The organism is Streptomyces sp. IBSBF 2435, from assembly GCF_036815005.1.
Lineage (GTDB): Bacteria > Actinomycetota > Actinomycetes > Streptomycetales > Streptomycetaceae > Actinacidiphila.
On the sequence record NZ_JAJSYW010000109.1, the window covers coordinates 1 to 22,692 of the forward strand.

Here is a 22,692-nt window from a genome sequence, read left to right on the forward strand (position 1 = left end):
CCCCTCCACCCCGTCGCGGTCCGCCAGCCGACCGCCGCGGTCCGGCGGGTCAGGACGCCGGCGCCTCGCCGTCGTGGCCGCCGGCCTCGCGGTGCTGACCACCGTGGCCACCACCGCCTCCGCCAGCCCCGCCGCCCCGCACCGCAGTGCCGCCACGGCTGCCGGGATCCAGCAGTGGGCCTCCGACGCCCAGACCACCGGCGCCCAGCTCGCCGCCCCGACCGCGATCACCGCCGCCTCGGCCGCGGCTGACACCACCGTCCACGTCGACCCGGGACTGCGGTTCCAGAAGCTGACCGGGTTCGGCGCGTCCATCACCGACCCCTCGGCCACCGTGCTGTACCGCATCCCCTCCTGCCCCAGGTCCGCCACGACGTCCTCGGGATAGCGCCCCAGCAGGTGTCCGCCCCGAGGCCGGCCATGAGGTCCACGTCCTGCGGCATGAGCCGGTAGTGGTCGCAGGCCGTCTCGCCGGTGTCGCCGCCGGTCACCGCACCCGGCACCCGGCAGAAGGTGTCCCAGATCGAGTCCGTACGGCCTTCGGCGTGCGTGGAGCCCTCGATCTGGTACGCGGAGGCGGCCACGCCGAGGCGGAAGCCGGCCGGCAGCAGCGAGGCGCGAGCCGGCACGGGCAGAGCCGCGATGTCCTCGGCGGACAGGCGCGGGAGATCGGTCACAGCAGGCTCCTCGGGCCAGGTCGCGGGTCGCGGAAGCGCCGACGACCGGTCTCGATACGGCTCTCGGCGGGGCCTCATCCTGGTCAGCACGTATAACCGTGTCCATAAAACGGTCCAGTACGGTCCCATACCGTCCAGTCGGCTGGGGGAGCCCGGGGATTGTGTGCCGTCAGAGCGGCGGTGACGAGCCCGTGGTGCTCCCTTCTGGCGGGGGCTATGGTGGACGCAGTGGGATCGGGTCGGCGACTGGAAAGCGCGGGTACTCGTGCGCTCTACCGGCCGGACCCCCGTATTCCGGCAACGATCTGAAGGTGGACATCCTGGTGGCGCGCACGGCAACGTCGGGGGAGGGCCGCAAGGCCACGATCAAGGATGTGGCCAGACTTGCGGGGGTGTCGCCGTCGGCGGTCACCATCGCGGTCCACGACAAACCGGGTGTCTCGTCCTCCACCAAGGAGCGCATCCTGCGGGCAGCCCGCGAACTGGGCTGGAGCCCCAACCAGGCAGCGCAGTCGCTGTCCGGCCGCGCACTGCACACCGTGGGGCTCGCCATCGCCCGGCCGGCCCGGATGCTCGGGCTCGAACCGTTCTACATGGAATTCATCTCCGGCATCGAAAGCGTGCTCGGGCGGCACTCCTGCTCGCTGCTGCTGCGACTGGTCGAACCGGAGGAAGAGATCGAGGTCCAGCGCGGCTGGTGGCAGGGCAACCGGATCAACGGCTCCATCCTGGTCGACCTGCGAGCGGACGATCCGCGGATTCCCGCGCTGTCGGCGATCGGCCTGCCGGCCGTGGTCGTCGGGCACCCTTCGCTGGCCGGTCCCTTCACGTCGGTGTGGACGGACGACGCCGCGGCGACCGCGGAGGCGGTGCAGTATCTGGCCGCGCTCGGCCACCGCCGCATCGCCCGGGTCGGCGGCCCGGCAGAGCTCGGCCACAGCGCCATCCGCACCAAGGCGTTCACCGACACCGCGGAGCAACTGGGCCTGAGCGCACGTACGGTGGCCGCCGACTTCTCCGCCGACCAGGGCAGCCGCGCCTGCCGCAACCTCCTGCTGTCCCCCGAGCGTCCGACGGCCATCGTCTTCGACAACGACCTCATGGCGGTCACCGCGCTCGGCGTCATCGCCGAGTTCGGCCTGTCGGTGCCCCATGATCTGTCGGTGCTGGCCTGGGACGACTCACAACTGTGCCAGCTGACCCGCCCCACCCTGTCGGCGATGCAGCACGACGTCTTCTCCTTCGGGGCCGACGTCACCGAGACCCTGTTCGACGTCATGATGCGCCGTGAGGCAGTCTCGCACGCCGCCCAGGTCCCCAGCCTCGTCCCGCGGGGCTCCACCGCTCCACCACCGGCAGACCGGCGCCCCCGCTGACGGCCATCTGGATCCGGCCGCCGCCGGGTTCGCCGACGCGCTCCATATCGTCGTCGCGCCGGTGGAGCCCGGCACCGGCGTCCGGCTGCGGGAGTCCTCGGACGAGCTGCTCGACGCGTTCCACCGCGAGGTGGTGCCCAGCCCGAGCGGCGTCACACACCACCTGTTCTGGCGGCGCCGCGGACCCGGCGGGCGCTACCCCCCGGCGGGCAGCCTGGCCAGCAGCGCCCTCTTGTCCGGCTTGCCGCTCGGGGCGACCGGTACGGAGTCGAGCAGGGTGACCGTGGCGGGCGCCGCGCCCTCGCCCAGTGCGGCGCGTACGGCGGCGCGCAGGTCGTCGGCGGCGGGTGCGCGGCCGGCGACCGGGACGACGAAGGCGTGCGCGGCCTCGCCGGTGCGCTCGTCGGGCGCGCCCACCACGTACGCCTGGTCGACGTCGGGGTGGGCGGCCAGTGCCGCCTCGATCGTGCCCGTGTAGTGCAGGATCGCGTTGACGAAGATCACCTCGCGGGCGCGCCCGACCAGCCGCAGGAAGCCGTCGTCGCCGAGGGTGCCGAGGTCCCGGGTCCTGATCCAGCCGTCCCTGACCACCTCTCGGGTCTCCTCCTCGTCGTGCCAGTAGCCGGACATGGCCCCGGCCGAGCGCACCCAGATCTCCCCCGCTGTGCCGGCCGGGACCGGCTGTCCCAGCGGGTCGCGGACGCTGATCCCGACACCGGGCATCGGACGGCCGACGGAGTCGAGCACCCGGTCGCGGTGCTCGGCCAGATCCTCGGGGCCGAGCAGGCTGAGCATGCCGGTCTCGGTCTGCCCGTAGCCCTCGTGGACCACCGGGCCGAGCCGGTCGACGGCCTCGGCCAGCCGATGCGGCGGCAGCGGCGACCCGGCGACGAGCAGCGCCCGCATGCTGGAGGTGTCGACCTGCTCGGTGCGGAGGGTGTCGAGGACCTGGTAGAGCTTCGCCACCGTGCACAGGCAGGCGGTGACACGGTGCCGTTCCCAGGAGTACGGGAAGGCGACCGGCTCGTCCGGGATCACCGCGGTGCCGCCGCCGAGCAGGCACAGCGCGAGATGCTCCAGCATCACGGCGCTGGTCAGCGTGCCGAAGACCAGGAACCGGCCGTAGCGCTCGGCGAGCCTGCGGGTCGGCCCGCTCCACCGGGCGGGCTGCCAGGCCCAGTGGTCGCTCAGGGCGCGGTAGGTCTGGGCGGAGCCCTTGGGGTCGCCGGTGCTGCCGCTGGTCAGGCAGATCAGGCCGATGTCGTCGGGCCGGCCGCGGGCCACCAGGGCCTCGTCGGGCCCGGCGGCGTCGCCGCGGCTGCCGCCTGCGGGGGGCGTACCGCCGGCCAGCAGGTCCAGGTCGAGGACGGTCGCGCCGGCCGCGCCGGCGGCCGCGGTGAGGTCGGGCTTCGCGGTGGTGGCGTCGGCGATCACCGCGTGGACGTCCTGCGCGAGCGCGTGCCGCAACTGGGACGGCGTCAGGCCGGGGCGCAGGCCCGTGACCCGGCAGCCGAGCAGGTGGGCGGCGATCTGCGCGGCGAATCCCGCCGGGGTGACCGCCGTGGTGACGGCGACTCCGCGGCCGGCGCCGACCCCGGCTGCCCGCAGACCGCCGACGCAGTTCCGTGTCAGGTCCAGCACCTCGGCGCGGGTCACGGGCTGCGACCGGAACTCGAAGGCGGGGGTCGCGGGATCGCGTCCGAAGGCGTCCACGAGGGGCTGCGGAAACACCGGATCTGCCGGTCTGCTCATGGTTTTCTCCGATCCGGACATATGGTCACCAGGTCGAATTCCAGCCACTCGCAAACGGTTCCGCGCGTGCGCACAGTATCCGCACAGCGTTCGGCCGCCGCCGCCCGGCGCATTGTCACGATGCTGCCCGGTGATCGCCCGGGCCCGTTCCGGAATTTATCCATCCGGTCTGAATCCCAACCTCGCAATGCAGTGTGACATGGATCACATTTGGGCCCTCTGGATATCTCCTTTAATCCTCAACTAGGGTGGCCGCATCCTCATCAGATACCGGGAGGGCATGTGTCCGGAGAAGAGCGGATCGACTACCTGGTAGTAGGCGGAGGGCCGGCCGGAATCCAGGCGGCCTATTTCCTGGAACGCGCAGGCCGCGACTATCTGCTGGTCGAGGCGGGCGAGGCCCCCGGCACTTTCTTCACGAAATTCCCCCGGCATCGGACGATGATTTCCATCAACAAGGTGCACACCGGCTGGGACGACCCCGAGCTGAAACTGCGCACCGACTGGAACTCGCTGCTCTCCGAGGGCAACCACCCGCTCTTCACCGCCGTCACGCCCCGATACTTCCCGCAGGCGGACGACTTCGTCCGCTACCTCGGCGACTTCGCCAGGACGCACCGGGTGCGCATCCGCGGCAACACGCGTATCACTCGCATCTCCCGGCTGCCCGCGGGAGACGGTTCCCCTCGGGGGGATTTCGAGGCGACGACCGAGGACGGCACGGTCCTGCGGGCCGGGCGGCTGATCATGGCGACCGGCGTCTCCCGGCCCTACGTGCCGCCGATCGACGGCGCCGAGCTGGCCGAGCGGTACGACGAGGTGTCCGTCGACCCGGCCGACTTCACCGGCAAGCGGGTGCTGATCATCGGCCGGGGAAATTCCGCATTCGAGACCGCGGACAACCTCGTCGAAACGGCGGCGGTGATTCATGTGGCCGGTCCCGGATCGCTCAAGCTGGCCTGGCAGACCCATTTCGTCGGCCATCTCAGAGCGGTGAACAACAACTTCCTCGACACGTACCAGCTCAAATCGCAGAACGCACTCCTCGACGGTGAGATCGTGCGGATCACCAGGGACGAGGCCGACGGCGGCTATCGGGTCGCCGTCAACTTCCTGCGGGTCGAAGAAGTGGTGAAGGAAATCCGCTACGACCGGGTCATCCTTGCCACCGGATTCCGCTTCGACGCCTCGGTATTCGCCGAGGAGTGCCGTCCGGAGCTGACGATCAAGGACAGGTTCCCGGCGCAGACCGACGCCTGGGAGTCGGTCAACGTCCCCGATGTCTACTTCGCCGGCACCATCACCCAGGTCCGCGACTTCAAGAAGTCGACCAGCGGATTCATCCACGGCTTCCGCTATGCCGTGCGCGCGCTGCACCGCATCCTGGAGCAGCGCTACCACGGCACCCCCTGGCCGCGCCGCGACCTCGACGGCGAGCCGGAGGCCGTCGCCGACGCCGTCATGGAGCGGATCAACCGTACCTCCGCGCTGTGGCAGATGTTCGGGTTCCTCTGCGACGCCGTGGTGGTGAGCGGCACCGGCGCGACCGGCTACTACGAGGAGGTGCCCGTCGACCACCTCCACCAGGTGGCCGGGGACGGGGCCTTCGGCGCCGCCGACCGCTACCTCACCGTCACCCTCGAATACGGCGAGGACCACGACAAGCTCAACCCGTTCGACATCTCGGCCGGCCGGCTCTCCCAGCAGACGGCCACCGGGCTCGACGGGCGCTATCTGCACCCGGTGGTGCGGGTGTTCCAGGACGGCAAGCCGGTCGCCGAGCACCACCTGACGGAGAACCTGGAGAACGAGTGGGACAGCGCGGACGTCCACCGCGCCCCGCTCGTCCGCTTCCTGGCCGCGCAGCTGGCGCCCGGCAGCCCAGCGCCCGGCACCTCCGAGTCCGGGTCCGCCGGCACGCGGCCCGCCCCCGGCACCTCCCGGCCCCCCGCGCCGCGGCAGGCCGCGCCCGAGCACCCGGACTTCCCGGAAGACGCAGCCGCGGACCCGTCGTGACCGGCGGCGAGCCCGCCCTCCCCGCCGTGCTCGCCGAGCTGCGGGAGAAGGCCAGGGCCCGGCTCGACCCGGTGCACTGGGACTTCTACGAGGGCGGCGCGGGCACGGAGACCGCCCTGACCGAGAACGCCAGGGCCTTCTGCCGGCTGGCCCTGCTGCCGCGCGTGCTGCGCGGCACGGGTCCCGCCGACACCCGCGTCACGCTGCCCGGCGCCCGCGCGCTGACGCCCGTCGTGGTCGCGCCCACCGCGTTCCACACCCTCGCCCATCCGGACGGCGAGCGCGCCACCGCCCGCGCGGCAGCCGCCGCGGGCGCGGTGCTGATCACCCCGATGGCCGCCACCACCGCGGTGGCCGAGGTGACGGCGGCGGCCAGGTCCGTACGCGAGGACGCGGCCGTGTGGTTCCAGCTCTACCTCCAGCCCGACCCCGCGACGACGGACGCCCTGGTCCGGCGGGCCGAACGGGCCGGCTGCACCGCGCTGGTGGTCACCGTCGACTCCCCCGTCTTCGGCCGCAGGACGCGCGACGACCGCAACGGCTTCCACGACCTGCCCGCGGGCCACCGCACGGAGAACATGCGCGACCTGCCCGGCGCGCCGCCCGGCGGCAGCCGGGACATCGCGATGTCGCCCGCGCTGTCCTGGGACGACCTGCGCGGGCTGCGCGACCGGCACGGACTGCCGGTCCTGCTCAAGGGGGTGCTGCACCCCGAGGACGCGCGGCTGGCCGTCGAGGAGGGGATGGCGGGCGTGATCGTGTCCAACCACGGCGGCCGCCAGCTCGACGCGGCACCCGCGGCCGTGGAGGCGCTGCCGCGGGTGGCCGACGCGGTGGCGGGCCGGATACCCGTCCTGCTCGACGGCGGGGTGCGCGCCGGCTGCGACGTGGTGACGGCGCTGGCGCTCGGCGCGACCGCCGTCGGCGTCGGGCGGCCCGTGCTGTGGGGGCTGGCCGCGGAAGGCGAGGACGGTGTGGCGCGGGTGCTGGCCGAACTGCGCGACGACACCGCCCATGTGCTGACCCTGTGCGGCGCCGCGGACTGCGCGGGGCCCACCCGGGACCAGGTGGTCGCCCGCGGCCCGCTGGGGGTGGCCGGATGCTGAGGAGGACCGGCGCCGCCGCGCTCGCGCTGTCCACCCCGTACTGGCTGCCCAAGGCCCTGATCGCGCTGCGGGTCCGGGTGTTCGCCCGGGTCAACGGCCCCGAGGGCGTCGTGGTGCCCAACGCCGACGTCGGCCCCGAGCACTTCGCCGAGTTGTACGCGCATCCGGCGGCGAACGGCCGCAGCAAGGGCGCAGGCCTGTCCGACCTGTTCTGGTACTGGCTCTCGCCGGGGCCCGAGGTCCACCAGGAGCACCTGGAGCCGGGGCCCCGCTACGACGCCGTGGCCCGGACCACCGCCGCGGTCCTGGCCGGGACCAGCGCGGACCTGTCGGCCGCGGCGGCCCGCTGCGCCGCGCACGTGCTCGACGAGGCCGTCCCCGGCCGGGTCGCCCTGGTCCGGCTGCGCGACCTGATGATGCCGGTGTGGGCGGACTTCTTCCACGGCCTGGTCTTCCGCGAGCCATGCCCGCCGCACGTCCGGCGGCTGATCGTGGACAACGCCGAGGACGTCGTCAACTCCCTGAAGAACACCCGGCTGCGTCACATGCGCCGCCGCGACCGGCTCACCCGCTACCTGCTGGGCCGCCTCGCGGCGGGCGAGGTGCCGCACCGGCTGCCCGCCGAACTCGCCACCCCGCTGGACCGCGCCCACTACCTTCAGGGCACCTTCTTCAACACCGCCGTCGTGCAGATGTCGGAGGCGATGGCGCACCTGCTGCTGGTGCTCGCCGAACACCCGGACGTGCAGCGGCGGCTGGCCGCGCACCCGGACGACGACCACGACCTGGGCAACGTCATGAACGAGACGCTGCGGCTTTTCCCGCTGTTCGGCATCGCGCACCGGATCACCAGTGCCGACATCGACCTCGGCGAGGGGGTGCGCTACCCGGCGGGCACCGTCCTGTGCTTCGACTATCCCGCCTACCACGCCACCGGCCACACCGACCCCGAGGTCTTCGACCCCGGCAGGTGGGACCGGATCTCGCTCAAGGACGCGCACCACATCCCCTTCGGGGTGGCCGCGAACCGGCCCTGCCCGGCCTGGCGGCTCTCCCCGCTGGTCATGAGGGCGGTGACCCGGGAGGTGCTGGCCCGCTTCACCCTGCATTCCGCGGTCTCCCACACCCGCTCCATCCCGCACCGGGCGCCCTGCCTGCTGGTCGCCCGCGAGCGGACGGCGCCACGCCGGCTGGTGGTCCCCGCGCTGGCCTTCCTGCGGCTGCGGGACCGCTGGGAGGACGTCGGCCGCAGCCTGCTGCAACTCGCCCTCGGCAGCTGGATGGTGGCGGACGCGCGGCGGCTGCGTATGACGCAGGCGTGGTTCGCCGCCCACGACACGCAGGGCCGCCCGCTCGGCGACGGCCCGACGGCAGGCGAGGGCAACGCGGCAGTGCCGGCGCCCGGTTGTCCGTACCACCACGGCTGATCCCGCCCCAGCTCCCCCCACCGCCGCATGCCGAAGGGTTGCCTGTCATGTCCGCGACCGAACTGGGCACCGCTTTCCTGCTCGCCGTCGTCGTCATCCTGGTGGTCTGCCGGGGTGTCACCCTGCTGCTGCGGCCAGTCGGCCAGCCGCCGGTCGTCGCCGAGATGATCGCGGGGGTGCTGCTCGGCCCGTCCGCCCTCGGGCTGCTGCTCCCCTCGGTCGAACACCACCTCTTCCCGGCCCCGTTGCGGCCGGTGCTCTACGTGGCCGGGCAGCTCGGCCTGGTGCTGTTCATGTTCCAGTCGGGGTACGAGTTCCGGCTGGACCGGATGAAGGCGGTGGCCCGGCCCGCCGCGATGGTCTCCCTCGCGGGCATCGTGACGCCGCTGCTGCTCGGTGTCGGGCTCACCTGGGCGGTGCGCGACTCCGTGGACACCTCGCCGCCCGGTGTCCCGCTCCATGTGACCGTCCTCTTCGTCGGGGTCACCCTGTCGATCACCGCCTTCCCGATGCTCGCCAGGATCATCATCGAACGCGGCCTCACCGGCACCGTGTTCGGCACCATCTCGCTGGCCGCGGGCGCACTCGACGACGTGGCGGCCTGGATCATGCTGGCCGGGGTGGTGAGCCTGGCGCGCGGCACCTCCTCGGCCCTGGTGCTGGCCATCGCGGGCGCGGCGGGACTGGTGGCGGTCCTCGCCGTCCTGGTCAGGTTCCGCGCCCCGGTCCTGCGCGCGACCGAACGGCTGACCACCGAGCAGCTGCTGCTGGTGACCGTGCTCGCGCTGTGCGCCGCCGCCTGGTACACCGACAGGATCGGCCTGTACGCGGTCTTCGGCGCCTTCAGCCTGGGCGCCGCCTATCCGCGCTCGCCCCGCATCGACCGGACGATCGAGAGCACCGCCCCGCTGAGCGGGACGCTGCTGCTGCCGCTGTTCTTCACCTACTCCGGCCTGAACACCGACACCGGCCTGCTGACCGATCCCTCACTGCTGCTGTTCGCGGCGGGCTGCACGCTGGTGGCCGTGGTGGGCAAGTTCGGCGCGTGCTGGCTGGCGGCGCGGCTGGGCGGGCAGCCGCAGGGGGTCGCGCTGCGGATCGGCACGCTGATGAACGCCCGGGGGCTGATGCAGCTCATCGCCATCAACGTGGGGCTGGCGGACGGGATCGTGTCGCCCTCGATGTTCACCGTGCTCGTCGTGGTGGCGGTGGTGACCACTGTGATGGCCACCCCGCTGCTCGCGCTGTGGGACCGGCGGGACGGGGGCGTGCCCGCCGCGCAGGCCGACCCGGTCGTGGCCCGGGAGCAGGACGCGGCCGCGGTGGCGGGCATCGGCGGACCGCCGGCCGCCGACGGCGCGTGACCCGCCCCGGCTCGCCAGGCGGCGGCCTGCCCGGGTGTCGCGTGACACCCGCCCCACGGCGCGATGGCGTGGTCCTCCCGGCGGACGCCGCGGCTTTCGTCACGCCGCGTGCCGCGGAAGTCCTCATAGCCCCCACCGGGGTCGCAACTTGCCGGCGGTCAACACGATGAGGCTGTCGCCCTGGGGCCTCATAACCCCAGCCATGGGTCGCAGGATCGCGGTCGGAGTGTTCACCAGCACCGGGCACGGCAGTCCTCAGTCAGCAGGCGTCTCCAGCCGGGATGCGCCCTTGGTGAGCCCGGTATGAGCCCGGACGCCGCTGGACCCGGTGGGATCGATGCCGGCGCGGCGGACGGGCTCACCCTCTGACCTGCACGGACGGGACCGGGCGCGACTACTCGTCATCCTCCGGCACGTAATGCCGGCGATCATTTGCCGCCCCCTGCATGCCCGAAGGTCCGCGATCATGGTCCGCACCGGTCCCGAGCCCTGGCGTCCTAGGCCGGCTCGAAGCAGAGGGTGTCGCCGGGAGCGAGGGTCATGACGACGCTCGACCCTTCGTGCAGCACCCCGTCCAGGGTCACCAGCACCTTCTCGGGCTTGACCTCGATGAAGGCGATACGGCCGTAGACCGCGACCCCTTCCCTGCTCTCGTAGGCGAACGTCGATCCCACCCAATCGAGATCCAGGTCGCGGGCCGCTACCCGTACTACGTCGTCGGCAAGGTTCATGTCGATCTCCCGGTGATGAGCTGTGCGAACGGGTGGGGCCCGGATCGGCCCGGACTGCTGGGCCAAGGGGTACGCACACCTGGGTACCCCTTGATCCGCTTCGCGAACGCTGAAGGCCCGCACCAAGTCACGCCTGAGGGGCGTTGCTCCGGAGCGGGCCGGTCTCCTGGCGACGCCCGGTCTCAGCCTGACCGCGGACCGCGGAGCCGGCTTCCCCGACGACGCCGGGGAATTCACGCCCCACCGCACCCACCCGCGGTGCCATACTCGCGGCGTGTCCGGCGACGCGGCAGCGGCGGCCAGCCCCGGCGGGCGGACGCCGGGGGCGCTCCAGTGGCGTGACCTCAGCATGGACCGGCGGCGCAGTTTCGAGCGCGGGACGGGCGGGCCGCGGGCACTCGCCGAGGCCGTCAACGCCGCCCGGGCCGCCCGCGCGGCCGCCGAGGGCGACGCACCGGCCGCGCGGGCGATGACCGCGATGCTGGCCTCCCACCTCCAGGCATGGTGGCAGCTGACCGGCGACGACCAGGCCCTGCTGGACGCCGTGGCCCTGGGCCGTGAGGCCGCCGCGGGACCGGGCCCGGGCGAACTCGACGCCCACCGCAATCTGTGCGGCGCCCTGGTCCAGCTGTTCGGGCGGGACGGCGGCGACGGCCTGCTCACCGAGGCGATCGAGCACGGCCGGCGGGCCGTCGCACTCGCCGAGGCACTCGCCGACGCCGACGGACGGCCGCTCGCCGCCTGCGTCGCCAACCTGACCTCCGCGCTCTTCTGGACGTACCAGTACACCCAGGACCGGCAACCGCTCGACGAGGCGATCCGACTCGCCGAGCACGCCCTCGACGCCCTCGCGCCGGACGAGCCCGACCGGCCCGTGCTGCGGAACAACCTGTCCAACCTGCTGCGCGCCAGGCACGGCCTGACCGCCGACCGCGCCGACCTCGACCGCGCGTACGAGCACGCCGTGGCCGCCGCCGGCAGCGGGGAACTCGTCCACCTCGCGAGCGCAGCGGCGGTCGGCCTGTACCGCTACCGGAGTTCCGGTGATCTCGCCGACGTCGAGACGGCGCGGGAGCTGTGCCGCCGCGCCCTCGCCGCCGCGCCGCCCGGCGACCCCCGCCGCGCCGCCCTCCACAACATGACCTGCGCCGCATTGCAGCACCTGGCCGGGCGCCGCGGCGACCCCGAATTCGCCCGGCAGGCCGCGGACGCCGCCAGGGCGGCGGTCGGGGCGACCCCCGCCGCCGGCCACGACCGCCCCGGCCATCTGCGCAACCTGGCGGGCGCGCTGCAACTGCAGGCCCGCCTGAGCCGCGACACCGCCCCGCTCGCCGAGGCCGTTCCCGTCATCGAGGCGGCCCTTGACGCCCTCGGCCCCGACCACCCCGACCGGGCCGACTGCCGCGGCGCCCTGGGCGAGGCGCTGCTCGCCCTCTACGCCGGCACCGGCGACGAGCGACTGGTCGACGCCGCCGTGGAGTCCGCCCGGGCGGCCCTCGACGAGACCCGCAGGCACCCCGAACTTCGCGGGACGCTGCTGGTGACCCTCAGCTCCGCGCTGCGTACCCGGCACTCAGTCCACCGCGCGCGCCCCGACCTCGACGAAGCGATCACCACCGCCCGCGAGGCCGCCCGCCGCCTCGGCCCCACGTCCTTCGCCACCGGCGCCTGGGACGCGGTGTCCGCCGCCTACGGCGCGCTCACCACGCTGCCCGAACTCACCCCCGCGCAGCGGCTCGACGCCCTCCGCGCGCAGGCCGACGCCGCCCGCCGGGCAGCCGACCTCACCCCGTCCGGCGACGCGCTGCATCCGCACCGCACCGGCATGCTCGGCTGGATCCTGCTGTGCCTGGCCGCCCACGACGGCTCCGCCGGCACCGAGGCCCTCGACCGGGCCCGCGGCTCGCTCGCCGCCCTGCCGCCCGGCACCGCGGCCCACGCCTCCGCCGCGCTGGCCTGCGGCAGCGCCATTCACCACGCCGTCCGCACCGGGCACGCCGACCCCGGACCCGCGCTGGCCGAGGCCGAGCAGCTGCTCCTCGGCGGTCTCGGCACCGAGGCCGCCACCGCCTCCGACCGCCTCGGCTGCGCCCGCGAACTCGCCCGCCTGCGGCTGACCACCGGCCGGCCGGGCGCGGCGCTGGCGGCCGTCACGCGGGCCGTCGACCTGCTGCCCGCCACCGTCCCCGGCGAGCTCGCCCGGGGCGGCAGGGAACGCGGCCTGGAGGTGCACGGCGGCCTGTCCGCGGAAGTGGTGGCGATCGCCGTCGCCGCGGGCCGCCCCGACCGGGCCGTCGCCCTGCTGGAACGGGCGCGCGGTGTCCTGCTGACCGAGGAGCTGGCCGGACGGCGTGCGCGGGGAGGCCGCCCGGCCCGGCCTGCGCCGCACCCGGCGGATCGGCCCGCCGGTGCCGCGGCCGTGCCCCCCGAGACCGCCGCCGCCGGGGTGGCCGTCGCGCGGCGGGCCGTGGCGGACGCAGAACAGCGCCGGCGGGACTGGTCGGCCCAGGTGCGCCGCTCGGCCGGGGCCGGGCGCGAACGGCCCCGCGGCAACGGGGCGGTGGTGGTCACCGCCGGAGCGGCGGGCGGGCACGCGCTGATCATCCGGCGGAACCGGGTGCGGGCGGTGGAGCTGCCGCTGCTGCGCGAGGCGGAGGCCGTGGGGCACGCGCTGCGGCTGAGCGGCGAACCCACGCAGCGCGAACTCCTTGACACGCTCGGCTGGTTGTGGGAGGCGGCCACAGAACCGGTGCTGCGCGAGCTCGCCCCGCGCCCGGGCGCGCGGGTCTGGTGGTGCCCGACCGGGCCGCTCGCCGCGCTGCCGCTGCATGCCGCCGGACGCGACGGCGACGGGGTGATGGACCGGGTGGTGTCCTCGTACACGCCGACCGTGCGGATGCTGGAGCACGCCAGGGCAGGGCTGCGGCGCGCCGAACGGTCGGGCGCGGCCCGGGCGGTGGTGGTCGCGGTGCCCGACGAGCCGGGCGCCGAGGTGCTGCCGCAGGTGCGGGCCGAGGCCGAGGCCATCGCGCGGCTGCTGCCGGGAACCCGGGTGCTGCTCGGCGGGCAGGCCGGGTACGAGGCGGTGGCGGCGGCGCTGCCGGACGGCGGTGTGGCGCACTTCGCCTGCCACGCGTTCAGCGACCCGGCGGTGCCCGCGGCCAGCGGCATCGCGCTCGCCTCCGGCGGCGGCCGGCCCGCGCTCACCCTGGCCGACCTGTCCGCACTCGACCTGCCCGCAGCGCAGTTGGCGTACCTGTCGGCGTGCGAGACCGGCCGGACCCGGCTGGGCCTGGCCGACGAGGCGGTGCACCTGGCGGCGGGCTTCCAGCTGGCCGGCTACCCGCAGGTGATCGCCACGCTGTGGACGGTCAGCGACCGGATCGCCGCCCGGATCGCCCGCGAGGTCTACCAGGGCTCGGTACGCGGCGGGCGCCTGTCGGCCCGCCGTGTCCCCGGGGCGCTGCACGAGGCGGTGCAGCGGGTACGGCAGCGCTGGCCGCGGGCGCCCGAGCTGTGGGCGGGCCACCAGCACTACGGGGCCTGAGCACTTCGGAAGCACACCGGAAGCGTGCGGGGGCTCGGCCGGGAAGCGGACGGCGGGCCACCGTGGCGGCATGACGGATCTCCCGCTGAAAGCCCTGTTGGAAAGCGCGAAGTCGCAGCTCCAGCAGGCACGCAACCAACCCCGGGACGCCTCGGTGCAGTCCCGGATCGTGCTCGCCTACGGCCTCGAACTGCTCGCCCGGCTCCTCGACGGCGTCCAGAGCGGCCTGGAGGACGGCGAACTGGTCGAGGTCGCCCTCGTCTACGACACCCTCGCCACCGAGACGGCACGGCTGTTCACGCTCGCCGTGCCCGAGGCCTTCCGCGCCCTGGTCGAGCTGTGCGACGACACACGGGCGCGCCGCCTGCTCGCGGGGCAGCCCGCCGCCTCCCCCGACGTACTGGACCTGCTGCGCCGCCGGTTGATCTGGCTCACCGTCACCTACGAGTGGCCCGCCGCCGGCCCGCGCCGGCGGGTGGTGGAGATCGTCCACCGCACCCCGCAGGGCGCGCTGCTCTCCTGCGACGTGGCGCAGGCCGTGTCGTGGCAGGACCTGCCCGACCGGGTCCGCTCCCGGCTGCTGGCCGGCACCGGGCAGGCCGTGCGCTACCAGCTCTACCCGGACTCCGCCCGGACCGGCGCGGTCGAAGAGAAAGGGAACCCGCGATGATGCCTCTCGTCCTGGTGCTCGCCCCCATGGTCGGCACCGCCCTGGCCGCCCTGGCCGTGTACTTCTGGCCGACCCTGATGAGCTGGGCCCGGGAGCACCTGCTGCCCTGGGTGGACCGGGTGCTGCCCGGGCTGGCCGCCGACGTGCGGCTGGCCTTCCAGAACCTCGACAAGATCTCCGTGGACCTGCGCCGGGCTGTACGCGGCGCCTGGCACCGGCTGCGCCGCGTGCTGCTCAGCGAGGTCGCCACCTTCGTCCAGCTCGCCGACGACCAGTGGGCGGTGCGGATCACCTCCTTCCTGCGCAACGTCGAGGACGCCGAGAAGCCGGTGGTGAAGATCGTCAGCGAGCAACCGGTCAGCTACGACGACCTCCCCGACAACATCCGGGCCCAGGTGCTGACCGGCGGGCTGAAGAAGGCCAGCCTCGACATCGTCGAGGGGCGCGACCAGCTGCTGAGCGAGGTCGACTGATGGACACCGACGTACAGGTACCGGCCGAGATGGGACGGGAGACACAGATGATCATGCTGGCGGCCCTGCTGCTGATCCTGGTCGGCGGCAGCTACGGCTGGCGGCTGCTGCGGCGGCCCCCCGCCGCCCCCGACACCGCTGCCGCGCACCGGGAGATCGGGGCGATCGTCCTGCTGGCCTACGGCCCGGACTGGGCCAAGCGCTTCGGGGTGGACGTCCAGCGGCTGGAGGCGGCGCTGCTGGACGGCGCCGACCCGGAGCTGCTCCGGCGGGTGGACAGCGAGATCGGGCCGGTCGACCTGCGCTTCCACCGGGCCGCGAAGGACTCCGAGGTCACCTTCACCGCGGAGTTCGACGGTCCGCGCGGCCACGCCACGGCCACCGCCGACCTGCCCTGGGACGACGTCCCGCAGCCGGTGCGGGCCGACCTGCTGCGCGGCAGCGCGTCGGTGCTGCGCACCTGGCGGGCCGTCAGGTGATCCACATCGTGCTGGCGCTGGTCGCAGCACTGGCCGGCGCCGCCGCGGTGGTCACCTTCTGGGGCGCGGTCAAGGACGCGGTCGGCGCGTGGCTGCGCGAGCGGGGCCTGGCGAAGAGCGCCCTGATGAGCGCCGTGGTGGTGCTCGACAGACTCGCCGTCGGCGTCCGGCGCCGGGTCAGGCTGCGTACCGCGCAGGGCCTGTGCGTGATCCTCGACCAGGAGTTGGGGATCGAGGACATCGACGACCCGAGGATCCGCGCCATGGCCGAGAAGCAGCAGCACACCGAGATCGACATCCTCAACGACCTGTAGGAGCCAGCCATGGACGACTGGGCCGAGATCCCCGTCGGGCGCGCCGCCGCCGGCGACCCGCCCGCGGCGAGCATCACCGCCCCTGCCACCGACCCCGCTTCCGACCCTTCTTCCGCCACCGGGGCCGCCCCGGTGTTCGCCTCCCGCAAGCCCCGCCGCTCCCTGGACGACCTGGTGGTCTCCGCCGAGGTGCGCGAGCGCGTCGAGCTGGCGCTGCGCCAGCTCGACCACCACGAGGTGCTCTACCACGAGTGGAACCTGAGCCGGATCGACCCCGACAGGACCGGAACGGCCGTCAACTTCTACGGCCCGCCCGGCACCGGCAAGTCGCTGGCCGCAGAAGCCGTCGCGCACCACCGCGGCGTCCCGCTGATCGACGTCAGCTACGCCGAGATCGAGTCCAAGTACGTCGGCGACACACCGAAGAACATCGTCGCCTGCTTCCGCGAGGCCCAGCGCGAGCAGGCGGTACTGGTCTTCAACGAGGCGGACTCCATCCTGGGCAGCCGGCTCAGCAACGTCACCCAGAGCTCCGACCACAGCGTCAACGTGTCGCGGGCCGTGATGCTCTCCCAACTCGACCAGTTCGACGGGCTGGTGGTCTTCACCACCAACTTCCCGCGCAATTACGACGCGGCGTTCGTCCGCCGCATCCTGGTGCACGTACGGTTCGACCTGCCGGACGAGCCGACGCTCCGCCGGCTGTGGGCCGCGCTGGTGCCCGACGAGGTGCCGCGCGGCGAGCCGCTGGACCTCGACCGGCTCGCCGCGGCCTGCGCGGGACTGGCCGGCGGCGACCTGGTCAACGCCGTCAAGGCGGGCGCAGGCCGGGCGGTGGTGCGCACCGGCGCTGACCGGGTCCTGCGCACCGAGGACCTGCTGGCCGAACTCGCCGTACTGCGGCAGGCCAAGGCGGAGGTCGGCAAACCGGCCGACGGCGGGCCGCGGGTGGTGTCCGTGGAGCACCTGGAGCGGATGCCCGAGCAGGGCTGAACCCGGCGTGAGCTCGCGGCCCGGTCCCGAAGCGCGCACGGCCGGCGCGCGACGGGCCGGTCCGCCCGGCCGCCCGGCGACGGGCCGGCCCGCGACGTCAGCCGGAGGCCTCGCGGCGCAGCGCGCCCAGTGCCGCGAAGTCCCCGGCGGTCAGCCAGTCCTGGTTGCCGGTGTCGACCGGGCAGCCGGCCAGCCGCAGCCGGCTCGCGATCTTGGCCCGGCACTCGGGAGCCCCGGTCAGACGCACATAGCTGCGCCCGCCCAGGTCGGTCACCGGCCGCTGCTCCCCGGCCAGCAGGATCAGTGTCCTGTCGGGGTGGACAGCCAGCGCCATGCCCAGTTCGAGCAGCACGTTGGGCCTCGGCTGGAGGGCCGGGCGCAGCTCGGCGTCCGACTCGCCGCCCAGCTCCGGGTGCAGGCTCACGACGTCGTCGGGGGTGAGCAGCACCACCACCGCCTGGGCCAGCGGGATCGTCCGGGCCACCGTGTCGCCCAGATAGGGGGCGCTCTGCCCGGTGCTCGCGACCAGCTCCTCCCACTCCTGCGGGCGCAGTCCCAGCGCGCGCAGGAAGGCGAACAGCGCCTGGCGGGCCGGCTCGTCACGGCCGTGCACCACGAAGACGTCGCGCGAGCGGTCGGCGGCCGGCGCCGGGGGCCCCTGCACCGGGGGTCCGGACACGCTCGGTACCGGAGGCGGGGGCGGGGGGACCGACTCGGCCAGCCGGGCGGCCCGGTCGGCGGAGATGTCCAGGTAGGCGAGTTCGTCGTCGAGCCGCTGGAGCAGCGCGCGCGCCACGTCGGCGTCCTCGGCGAACGGACTCGCCCCGGTGAGCAGCCCGTCCAGGTCGAGGGCCCGGCCGAGGTTGTCGGCGGCGATCTCCACGGTCTGCCGCAGCTCGCGCAGGTCGCCGTGGAGCAGCAGCGCCTCCAGGCGGCGCAGCCGCAGCAGTTCGGCGAGGGCCGCGTCGTCCGCGCCGAGGCGGCGCAGCTCGGCGGCCAGCCCGTCCAGCGCGCCGCGTACGGCTCGGGTGCCGCCGTCGCGCCGCCACACCCGCAGCTGGTAGCGGAGCTTGGCGGCGTGCAGCAGGTAGCGGGCGAGCGGCGGGATCCGGGTGTCCCCGCGCGACCACACCCAGGCGCTGGCGGGGGCGTCGGCGTCCGGGGTCAGGGCGAGCAGGAAGCGCCGCTCGGCGCGGCCGTCGTCACCGTCGCCGAATTCCCACAGGGCGAGCGGCCCGGTCACCGGCAGGCCCGGCCCGAGCGGACCACCGCCGGGCAGCAGCGCGCCCAGCCGGTCACCGAGCGAGGCCGCCGCCGTACGGACCTCAGGTCCCGCGTCCACCCGGGCCAGATGGATCAGCGCCCTGCCCAGCGTGTACGGGGCCCAGCGGCCGGTCAGCGCCTGCCAGTCGCGCTGGACCTGAGCCCACCAGTCCGGATCGGGGCCCGGGCGGTGCGGGGCCAGCACGACCGACAGGTTCCATACGTCGTGGTGGCGCCGGAGCACCGCCTGGCAGTCCGCGCCGCGCCGCTCCTGGGCGGCGACGGCGATCTCCCCGTCGGACGGGAGCCCGTCTGGGGTGGGCGGCAGCACCTGGGGCAGGCCGGTGCCGGGGACCGGGTCGGCCATGCCGAAGGCGGTGCGGCAGCCGTGCCAGATGTCGGTGAGCGCCCGGAAGGCGGCCTCCGCGTCGGGGCCGTCGGTCGGGGCGTACAGGTGGGCGACCAGTTGCTGGTCCAGCAGCCCGGTCACCGCGGGTCGTCCTCCGTGGCGGGCCGCGGTCCCGCCGGGGCGCCGCCGAGGGCGTGCACCAGGTGGTCGGCGCGCTCGCGGACGGCCGGCGGGGGCGGCTCGGTCGGGGTGCCGCCGATCCGGGTGATCCGGACCGGGCCGGCCAGCTCCAGTTCGCCCACCGCCGCGTCCAGCGCTTCGGCATCCCGGCCCGCCGCCGCCTCGGCCGCGGCCGCCAGTACCTCGGCCACCCGGTCCCAGCGGGCCGGGGTGAGCCGCCAGTCGGCCAGCACGCCCAGCAGTTCCAGGGTGTCCGCCCGGACGGTGTCGAACGACCCGGTGCTCACGCCGGACCCGCCCCGAAGTCGTCCAGCGCCTCGACGAAGCGGACCACGTCCAGCAGACGCATCCGGTCGAGCACGGCCGGCGGGATCACGATCCGCAGCTCCGGAGCCACCACCGCGACCCGGCAGGCGCGGGCGAAACTGTCGACGAGCATCATGACGATCTCCTCGGGGTTCAGACCGTGGACCCGCGCCAAACCGGAGCCGACCAGCGGCGCGGCGACCGGCCGCAGCAGCCCGTACATCGCCACGGAGGCCCATAACTGGTCGAGACTGTAACGCAGTTGGTCCGGCGTCGAACGGGCGACGAGATCGTTGCCCTGGCGGCTGTAGGCCACCGCGAAGGCCCGCCGGCCCTGTGCGTTCAGCGCCACCACGGTGCCGATCGGATAGCGGGCCCGCTTGCCGTGCGGCTTGTCGCGCGGGCTCTCCCGGGCGACCGGCTCCACCGCGCGCAGTCCCTGCCGCAGCATCTGGTCCAGCCCGGCCCGGTCGCCGCCGAGCACCCGCTCAAGCAGCTGGCCCTGCACGCTGCGGCTGCTGATCACCAGGTCCCGGTCGGTGGAGGTGTCGAAGGTGTCCGTGAACCCGGCGACCAGGTTGGCGTTCTCCTCGTCGAACAGGTCGCCGCGCTTGACCACCACCGAGACCCGCAGCCCGGCGAACTCCCGGCGCAGCACCTCGTTGCCGTGCCTGGCCCGGATCCGCTCCCGCAGCCCGAGCAGCGCCGCGGCCGGGGCCGGGTCGTCGGGGAAGTCCGCTGCCAGCGACTCGGCGATCGGCAGCGCCCGCTCCGGATGCCCCAACTCGGTCTCCAGGCGCAGCAGGTCGCGCCTGGCCAGTTCGTGCAGCGCGGTGAGCCGGCGTACCAGGTGGGCGGCGAAGGGCGCGGCGGCGACCTCGGGCAGCGGCCGCCCCCGCCACAGCGGCAGCGCCCGGTGCAGCAGCGCCGCCGCGGTGGTGGGCGCCGTCCGCCCGGCCTGCCGCACCGCGGCCTCGAACTCGGTGCAGTCCACCTGAGCGGGGGCCAGCACCAGCCGGTACGCCGACACAGCCGCCGCCGCGGCCGGAACCCTGTCCGCCACCACCGTCTCGGTGCGGATCACCGACTCCGGGTCGTCCTTCCCGCCGCCCAGCACCCGCCGCAAGTCGTGCACCCGCTGCTGGACCTGGGTGCGCTGCCCGCGGCCGATCCGGCCGCCCGGTGGCTCGCCCCACACGTCGCGGTAGAGCACCGGCAGCGGCACGCTGCCGCCCTCCGCCGCCACCAGCCGCAGCAGCAGGCGCAGGGTCAGCGGGGGGAGGGCGACGGCCGAGCCGTCGACGGCGAGGGTGGTGGGGCCGAGGACATCGAGGCGCACAGCTGGCACATGGATCTCCGGAAGAACGGGCCTGGAGTCGTCGCCCACAGCAGGAAGCGGCGCCGGGTCGGCTGACGTACCGACTGATTGGCGGACCATTATTTCATAGCGAAGTGTTGTATTCCTCCGGAACGGCCGGATATCCGGGCGGCGCCGGTAGGCGGGTGCGGGGACGGGGACCCGGCGGTTGTCCCGCCCGGACACCGGTGGCAGGCGGTCGCCGCGTCCTGCGATCCGGCGGGGCCGGTCTTCGCCTCGGGCGCCTGCAGGGATTGTGAGAGGCTGCCAGCGAGACGACAGGACCGGTCGGAGGAGGCGTGGGAGATCATGGTGAGCGCCGGGCAGGCTTCTCCGGGCGAGCTGCCCGATCTCCTCGGGGCAGCGGTGTGCGTGGTCGACGAGCGCGGGGTGATCGCCCGGGTGAACGGCTGCGCGGAACGGCTGCTGGGCAGGAAGTCCGCTGACCTGGTCGGCCGGGACGCCCACGATCTGCTGCACCGGGACCGGCACGGCCAACGGCTGGACAGGGCTCAGTGCCGGATGGTGCAGGCGTTCCTGGCCCGCCGTCCCCAGGCCGGTGCTGGATTCTTCGAGCAGGGCGACGGGGCGCTGGTCGAGCTGTCCTGGCTGGTCGCCCCGTATGCCGAGCCCAGCGCCGATGCGCACACGGCGGTGGTCTTCACCGACCGGCCCCGCGCCGCGGACGACGCCGACTTCCCGCGCGAGCCCGGCTCGGCGCTGCCGGAACTGGAGCGGCTGGCGCTGCTGGCCGAGACGACCACCCAGCTGACGTCCACCCTCGACAGCGACGAGGCGCTGAACCGCCTGATCCGGCTGGCCGTCCCGCGTATCGCCGACTGGGCGGTGGTCGATCTGATCACCGAGAGCGACGAAGTCGAGCGGGCCATCGTGATGCACCACGAGGACGGGGTGTACGCCAACCGGGAGGATCTGGAGGGCCCGATGCCGCCGGTGCCGGCCGACTCGCCGATGCCGCTGTCGCGCGCGCTGCGGGGCGCGGCCTCCACGCTGGTGACGCCGCAGACGTACCAGGGGCCGCCGGACTCCGGTATCGCCCTCGAACAGGCCAGGCTGTTCGAGGCGACGGGCATGCACTCGGCCGCCATCGCCCCGATAAAAGGCCTGCGGGACGTCCTCGGCGCGCTGACCCTCGGACGGTCGAAGCAGCGCGGTCCGCTGACTCCGGCGGACCTGTCGCTCCTGGAGGACCTCACCCGCCGCACCGGGCTGGCCCTGGACAACGCCCGGCTCTACCAGCGCCAGCGCAAGGTCGCCGAGACCATGCAGCGCCACCTGCTGCCCCAGCTCCCGGCGGTGCCGGGGCTGCAGATGGCCGCGCGCTATCTTCCCGCGCCGGACGAATCGCAGGTCGGCGGCGACTGGTACGACGCCTTCACCCTGACCGGCGACATCACGGCCCTGGCGATCGGCGACGTGGTCGGGCACGACCTGGACGCCGCCGCGGGCATGGCGCAGATCCGCAGCATGCTCCGCGCGTACGCCTGGAGCCACCACGAGCCGCCCAGCGCGATCGTGCGGCGGCTGGACGCCTCGACGCGCCTGGCCGGGGTGCCGATGGTGACGCTGGTCTTCGGAGTCCTGCAGCAGACGGACGGTGACCTGTGGCGGCTGACGTGGACCAACGCCGGCCATCCGCCGCCGCTTCTCGTCTCGCACGACGGACAGGCCCGTTTCCTCACCGACGGACACAGCCTGCTCCTGGGCACCGGTGTGACACCGGTACGCCCCGACGCGTGCCTCACGCTGCCGTCCCGCTCGACGCTGATCCTCTACACCGACGGCCTGGTCGAGAGCCGCGACCGCTCCATCGACGACGGCCTCGAACGGCTCCGCAAGCACGCCGCCTCCCTGGCCCACCGCCCGCTGCCGGCGTTCACCGACCTGCTGCTGGAGCGGACCCGCCCCACGAACGAGGAGAACGACGACGACGTCGCCATCCTCACTCTGCGCATCCCCTGATCCCTCGGCGCCGTCCGCCGTCGCATGGGACCGCCCGGCGCGCCCGTGCCGTACGGAGCCGCGGGGCGCCCCCGACCACTGGTGGGAGGCCGAGCCCGAGAACGCCCTCATCGGTGTGAGCTACCGCAACGGCGGCGGCCACTGGGACGGCCCCCGCGCACCCCTCGGCTGCACCGTCCAGCACGCCGGGCACCCGGTCTTCGCCGGTACAGGACCGCGCGACGGCGACGTCCTCGGAGCCGAACGCGCCCGCGTGGGCTACGAATGCGACGGTGCCGCCCGCCGCCGCGCCCCGCCGGTCCGCCGCCGCTCGCCCGTCCGCCGAGGAC

General features: G+C 74.3%; 17 protein-coding genes and 4 pseudogenes. 15 read left to right on the forward strand and 6 right to left on the reverse strand.

The window, feature by feature from the left end:
- A pseudogene (locus V7E46_RS20995) lies at positions 1 to 388 on the forward strand (hypothetical protein); the annotation flags it as partial.
- Between the two features lie 10 nt (positions 389 to 398).
- Here the strand turns inward: V7E46_RS20995 and V7E46_RS21000 are convergent.
- Positions 399 to 659: pseudogene (locus V7E46_RS21000) on the reverse strand (family 1 glycosylhydrolase); the annotation flags it as partial.
- 341 nt (positions 660 to 1,000) lie between these two features.
- Here V7E46_RS21000 and V7E46_RS21005 point away from each other — a divergent pair.
- Together V7E46_RS21005 and V7E46_RS21010 are read left to right on the forward strand one after the other, a co-directional pair.
- Positions 1,001 to 2,053 (forward strand): LacI family DNA-binding transcriptional regulator, encoded by a 1,053-nt coding sequence (locus V7E46_RS21005; protein WP_333769849.1) that lies wholly within the window; start codon positions 1,001 to 1,003, stop codon positions 2,051 to 2,053.
- A gap of 22 nt (positions 2,054 to 2,075) precedes the next feature.
- A pseudogene (locus V7E46_RS21010) lies at positions 2,076 to 2,231 on the forward strand (dihydrofolate reductase family protein); the annotation flags it as partial.
- A gap of 17 nt (positions 2,232 to 2,248) precedes the next feature.
- Here V7E46_RS21010 and V7E46_RS21015 read toward each other — a convergent pair.
- The gene (locus V7E46_RS21015) at positions 2,249 to 3,805 is read right to left on the reverse strand and encodes a class I adenylate-forming enzyme family protein (protein ID WP_333769851.1); all 1,557 of its coding nucleotides are present in this window, start codon (positions 3,803 to 3,805) and stop codon (positions 2,249 to 2,251) included.
- 282 nt (positions 3,806 to 4,087) lie between these two features.
- Between V7E46_RS21015 and V7E46_RS21020 the strand changes: the two genes are divergently transcribed.
- From V7E46_RS21020 to V7E46_RS21035, 4 genes are read left to right on the forward strand one after another with little or no spacing between them, the layout of a single operon-like run.
- Entirely contained in the window at positions 4,088 to 5,821 is a 1,734-nt protein-coding gene (locus tag V7E46_RS21020; RefSeq protein WP_333769852.1) for an NAD(P)-binding domain-containing protein, read from the forward strand.
- Positions 5,818 to 6,927, forward strand: a complete 1,110-nt coding sequence (locus V7E46_RS21025) for an alpha-hydroxy acid oxidase (RefSeq protein WP_333769853.1) — start codon at positions 5,818 to 5,820, stop codon at positions 6,925 to 6,927. The genes V7E46_RS21020 and V7E46_RS21025 overlap by 4 nt, the downstream gene beginning before the upstream one ends.
- Positions 6,921 to 8,354, forward strand: a complete 1,434-nt coding sequence (locus tag V7E46_RS21030) for a cytochrome P450 (protein WP_333769854.1) — start codon at positions 6,921 to 6,923, stop codon at positions 8,352 to 8,354. Before V7E46_RS21025 ends, V7E46_RS21030 begins: the two co-directional genes overlap by 7 nt.
- 47 nt (positions 8,355 to 8,401) lie before the next feature.
- Positions 8,402 to 9,718 carry a cation:proton antiporter gene (locus tag V7E46_RS21035; RefSeq protein WP_333769855.1) on the forward strand — a complete coding sequence of 439 codons (1,317 nt, stop codon included), beginning with the start codon at positions 8,402 to 8,404 and terminating at the stop codon, positions 9,716 to 9,718.
- A 497-nt stretch (positions 9,719 to 10,215) separates the two neighbouring features.
- Here V7E46_RS21035 and V7E46_RS21040 read toward each other — a convergent pair whose 3' ends face one another.
- A complete protein-coding gene (locus tag V7E46_RS21040; RefSeq protein ID WP_333769856.1) occupies positions 10,216 to 10,449 on the reverse strand; it encodes a hypothetical protein in 234 nt (77 codons plus the stop codon).
- Positions 10,450 to 10,723: 274 nt separating this feature from the next.
- Between V7E46_RS21040 and V7E46_RS21045 the strand changes: the two genes are divergently transcribed.
- The 6 genes from V7E46_RS21045 (at position 10,724) to V7E46_RS21070 (ending at position 16,925) form a co-directional block, all read left to right on the forward strand.
- Positions 10,724 to 13,996 carry a CHAT domain-containing protein gene (locus V7E46_RS21045; protein WP_333769857.1) on the forward strand — a complete coding sequence of 1,091 codons (3,273 nt, stop codon included), beginning with the start codon at positions 10,724 to 10,726 and terminating at the stop codon, positions 13,994 to 13,996.
- 70 nt (positions 13,997 to 14,066) lie between these two features.
- Complete coding sequence (locus tag V7E46_RS21050; protein ID WP_333769858.1) at positions 14,067 to 14,666, forward strand: hypothetical protein; 600 nt, start codon at positions 14,067 to 14,069, stop codon at positions 14,664 to 14,666.
- Positions 14,663 to 15,139, forward strand: a complete 477-nt coding sequence (locus V7E46_RS21055; protein ID WP_333769859.1) for a hypothetical protein — start codon at positions 14,663 to 14,665, stop codon at positions 15,137 to 15,139. Before V7E46_RS21050 ends, V7E46_RS21055 begins: the two co-directional genes overlap by 4 nt.
- Entirely contained in the window at positions 15,139 to 15,618 is a 480-nt protein-coding gene (locus tag V7E46_RS21060) for a hypothetical protein (RefSeq protein WP_333769860.1), read from the forward strand. Before V7E46_RS21055 ends, V7E46_RS21060 begins: the two co-directional genes overlap by 1 nt.
- The gene (locus V7E46_RS21065; protein WP_333769861.1) at positions 15,615 to 15,932 is read left to right on the forward strand and encodes a hypothetical protein; all 318 of its coding nucleotides are present in this window, start codon (positions 15,615 to 15,617) and stop codon (positions 15,930 to 15,932) included. Before V7E46_RS21060 ends, V7E46_RS21065 begins: the two co-directional genes overlap by 4 nt.
- A gap of 9 nt (positions 15,933 to 15,941) precedes the next feature.
- Complete coding sequence (locus tag V7E46_RS21070) at positions 15,942 to 16,925, forward strand: ATP-binding protein (protein WP_333769862.1); 984 nt, start codon at positions 15,942 to 15,944, stop codon at positions 16,923 to 16,925.
- 97 nt (positions 16,926 to 17,022) lie between these two features.
- Here V7E46_RS21070 and V7E46_RS21075 read toward each other — a convergent pair whose 3' ends face one another.
- Genes V7E46_RS21075 through V7E46_RS21085 form a run of 3 tightly spaced genes read right to left on the reverse strand, consistent with a single transcriptional unit; the run spans position 17,023 to position 20,371 of the window.
- The gene (locus V7E46_RS21075; protein ID WP_333769863.1) at positions 17,023 to 18,678 is read right to left on the reverse strand and encodes a CATRA conflict system CASPASE/TPR repeat-associated protein; all 1,656 of its coding nucleotides are present in this window, start codon (positions 18,676 to 18,678) and stop codon (positions 17,023 to 17,025) included.
- Positions 18,675 to 19,004: a CATRA system-associated protein gene (locus V7E46_RS21080; RefSeq protein WP_333769864.1), complete on the reverse strand. Its 330-nt coding sequence runs from the start codon at positions 19,002 to 19,004 to the stop codon at positions 18,675 to 18,677. Before V7E46_RS21080 ends, V7E46_RS21075 begins: the two co-directional genes overlap by 4 nt.
- The gene (locus V7E46_RS21085; RefSeq protein WP_333769865.1) at positions 19,001 to 20,371 is read right to left on the reverse strand and encodes a macro domain-containing protein; all 1,371 of its coding nucleotides are present in this window, start codon (positions 20,369 to 20,371) and stop codon (positions 19,001 to 19,003) included. The genes V7E46_RS21080 and V7E46_RS21085 overlap by 4 nt, the downstream gene beginning before the upstream one ends.
- A gap of 318 nt (positions 20,372 to 20,689) precedes the next feature.
- Between V7E46_RS21085 and V7E46_RS21090 the strand changes: the two genes are divergently transcribed.
- On the forward strand, positions 20,690 to 22,363 hold the full coding sequence (locus tag V7E46_RS21090) for a SpoIIE family protein phosphatase (RefSeq protein ID WP_333769866.1): 1,674 nt from the start codon (positions 20,690 to 20,692) through the stop codon (positions 22,361 to 22,363).
- 109 nt (positions 22,364 to 22,472) lie between these two features.
- A pseudogene (locus tag V7E46_RS21095) lies at positions 22,473 to 22,692 on the forward strand (N,N-dimethylformamidase beta subunit family domain-containing protein); the annotation flags it as partial.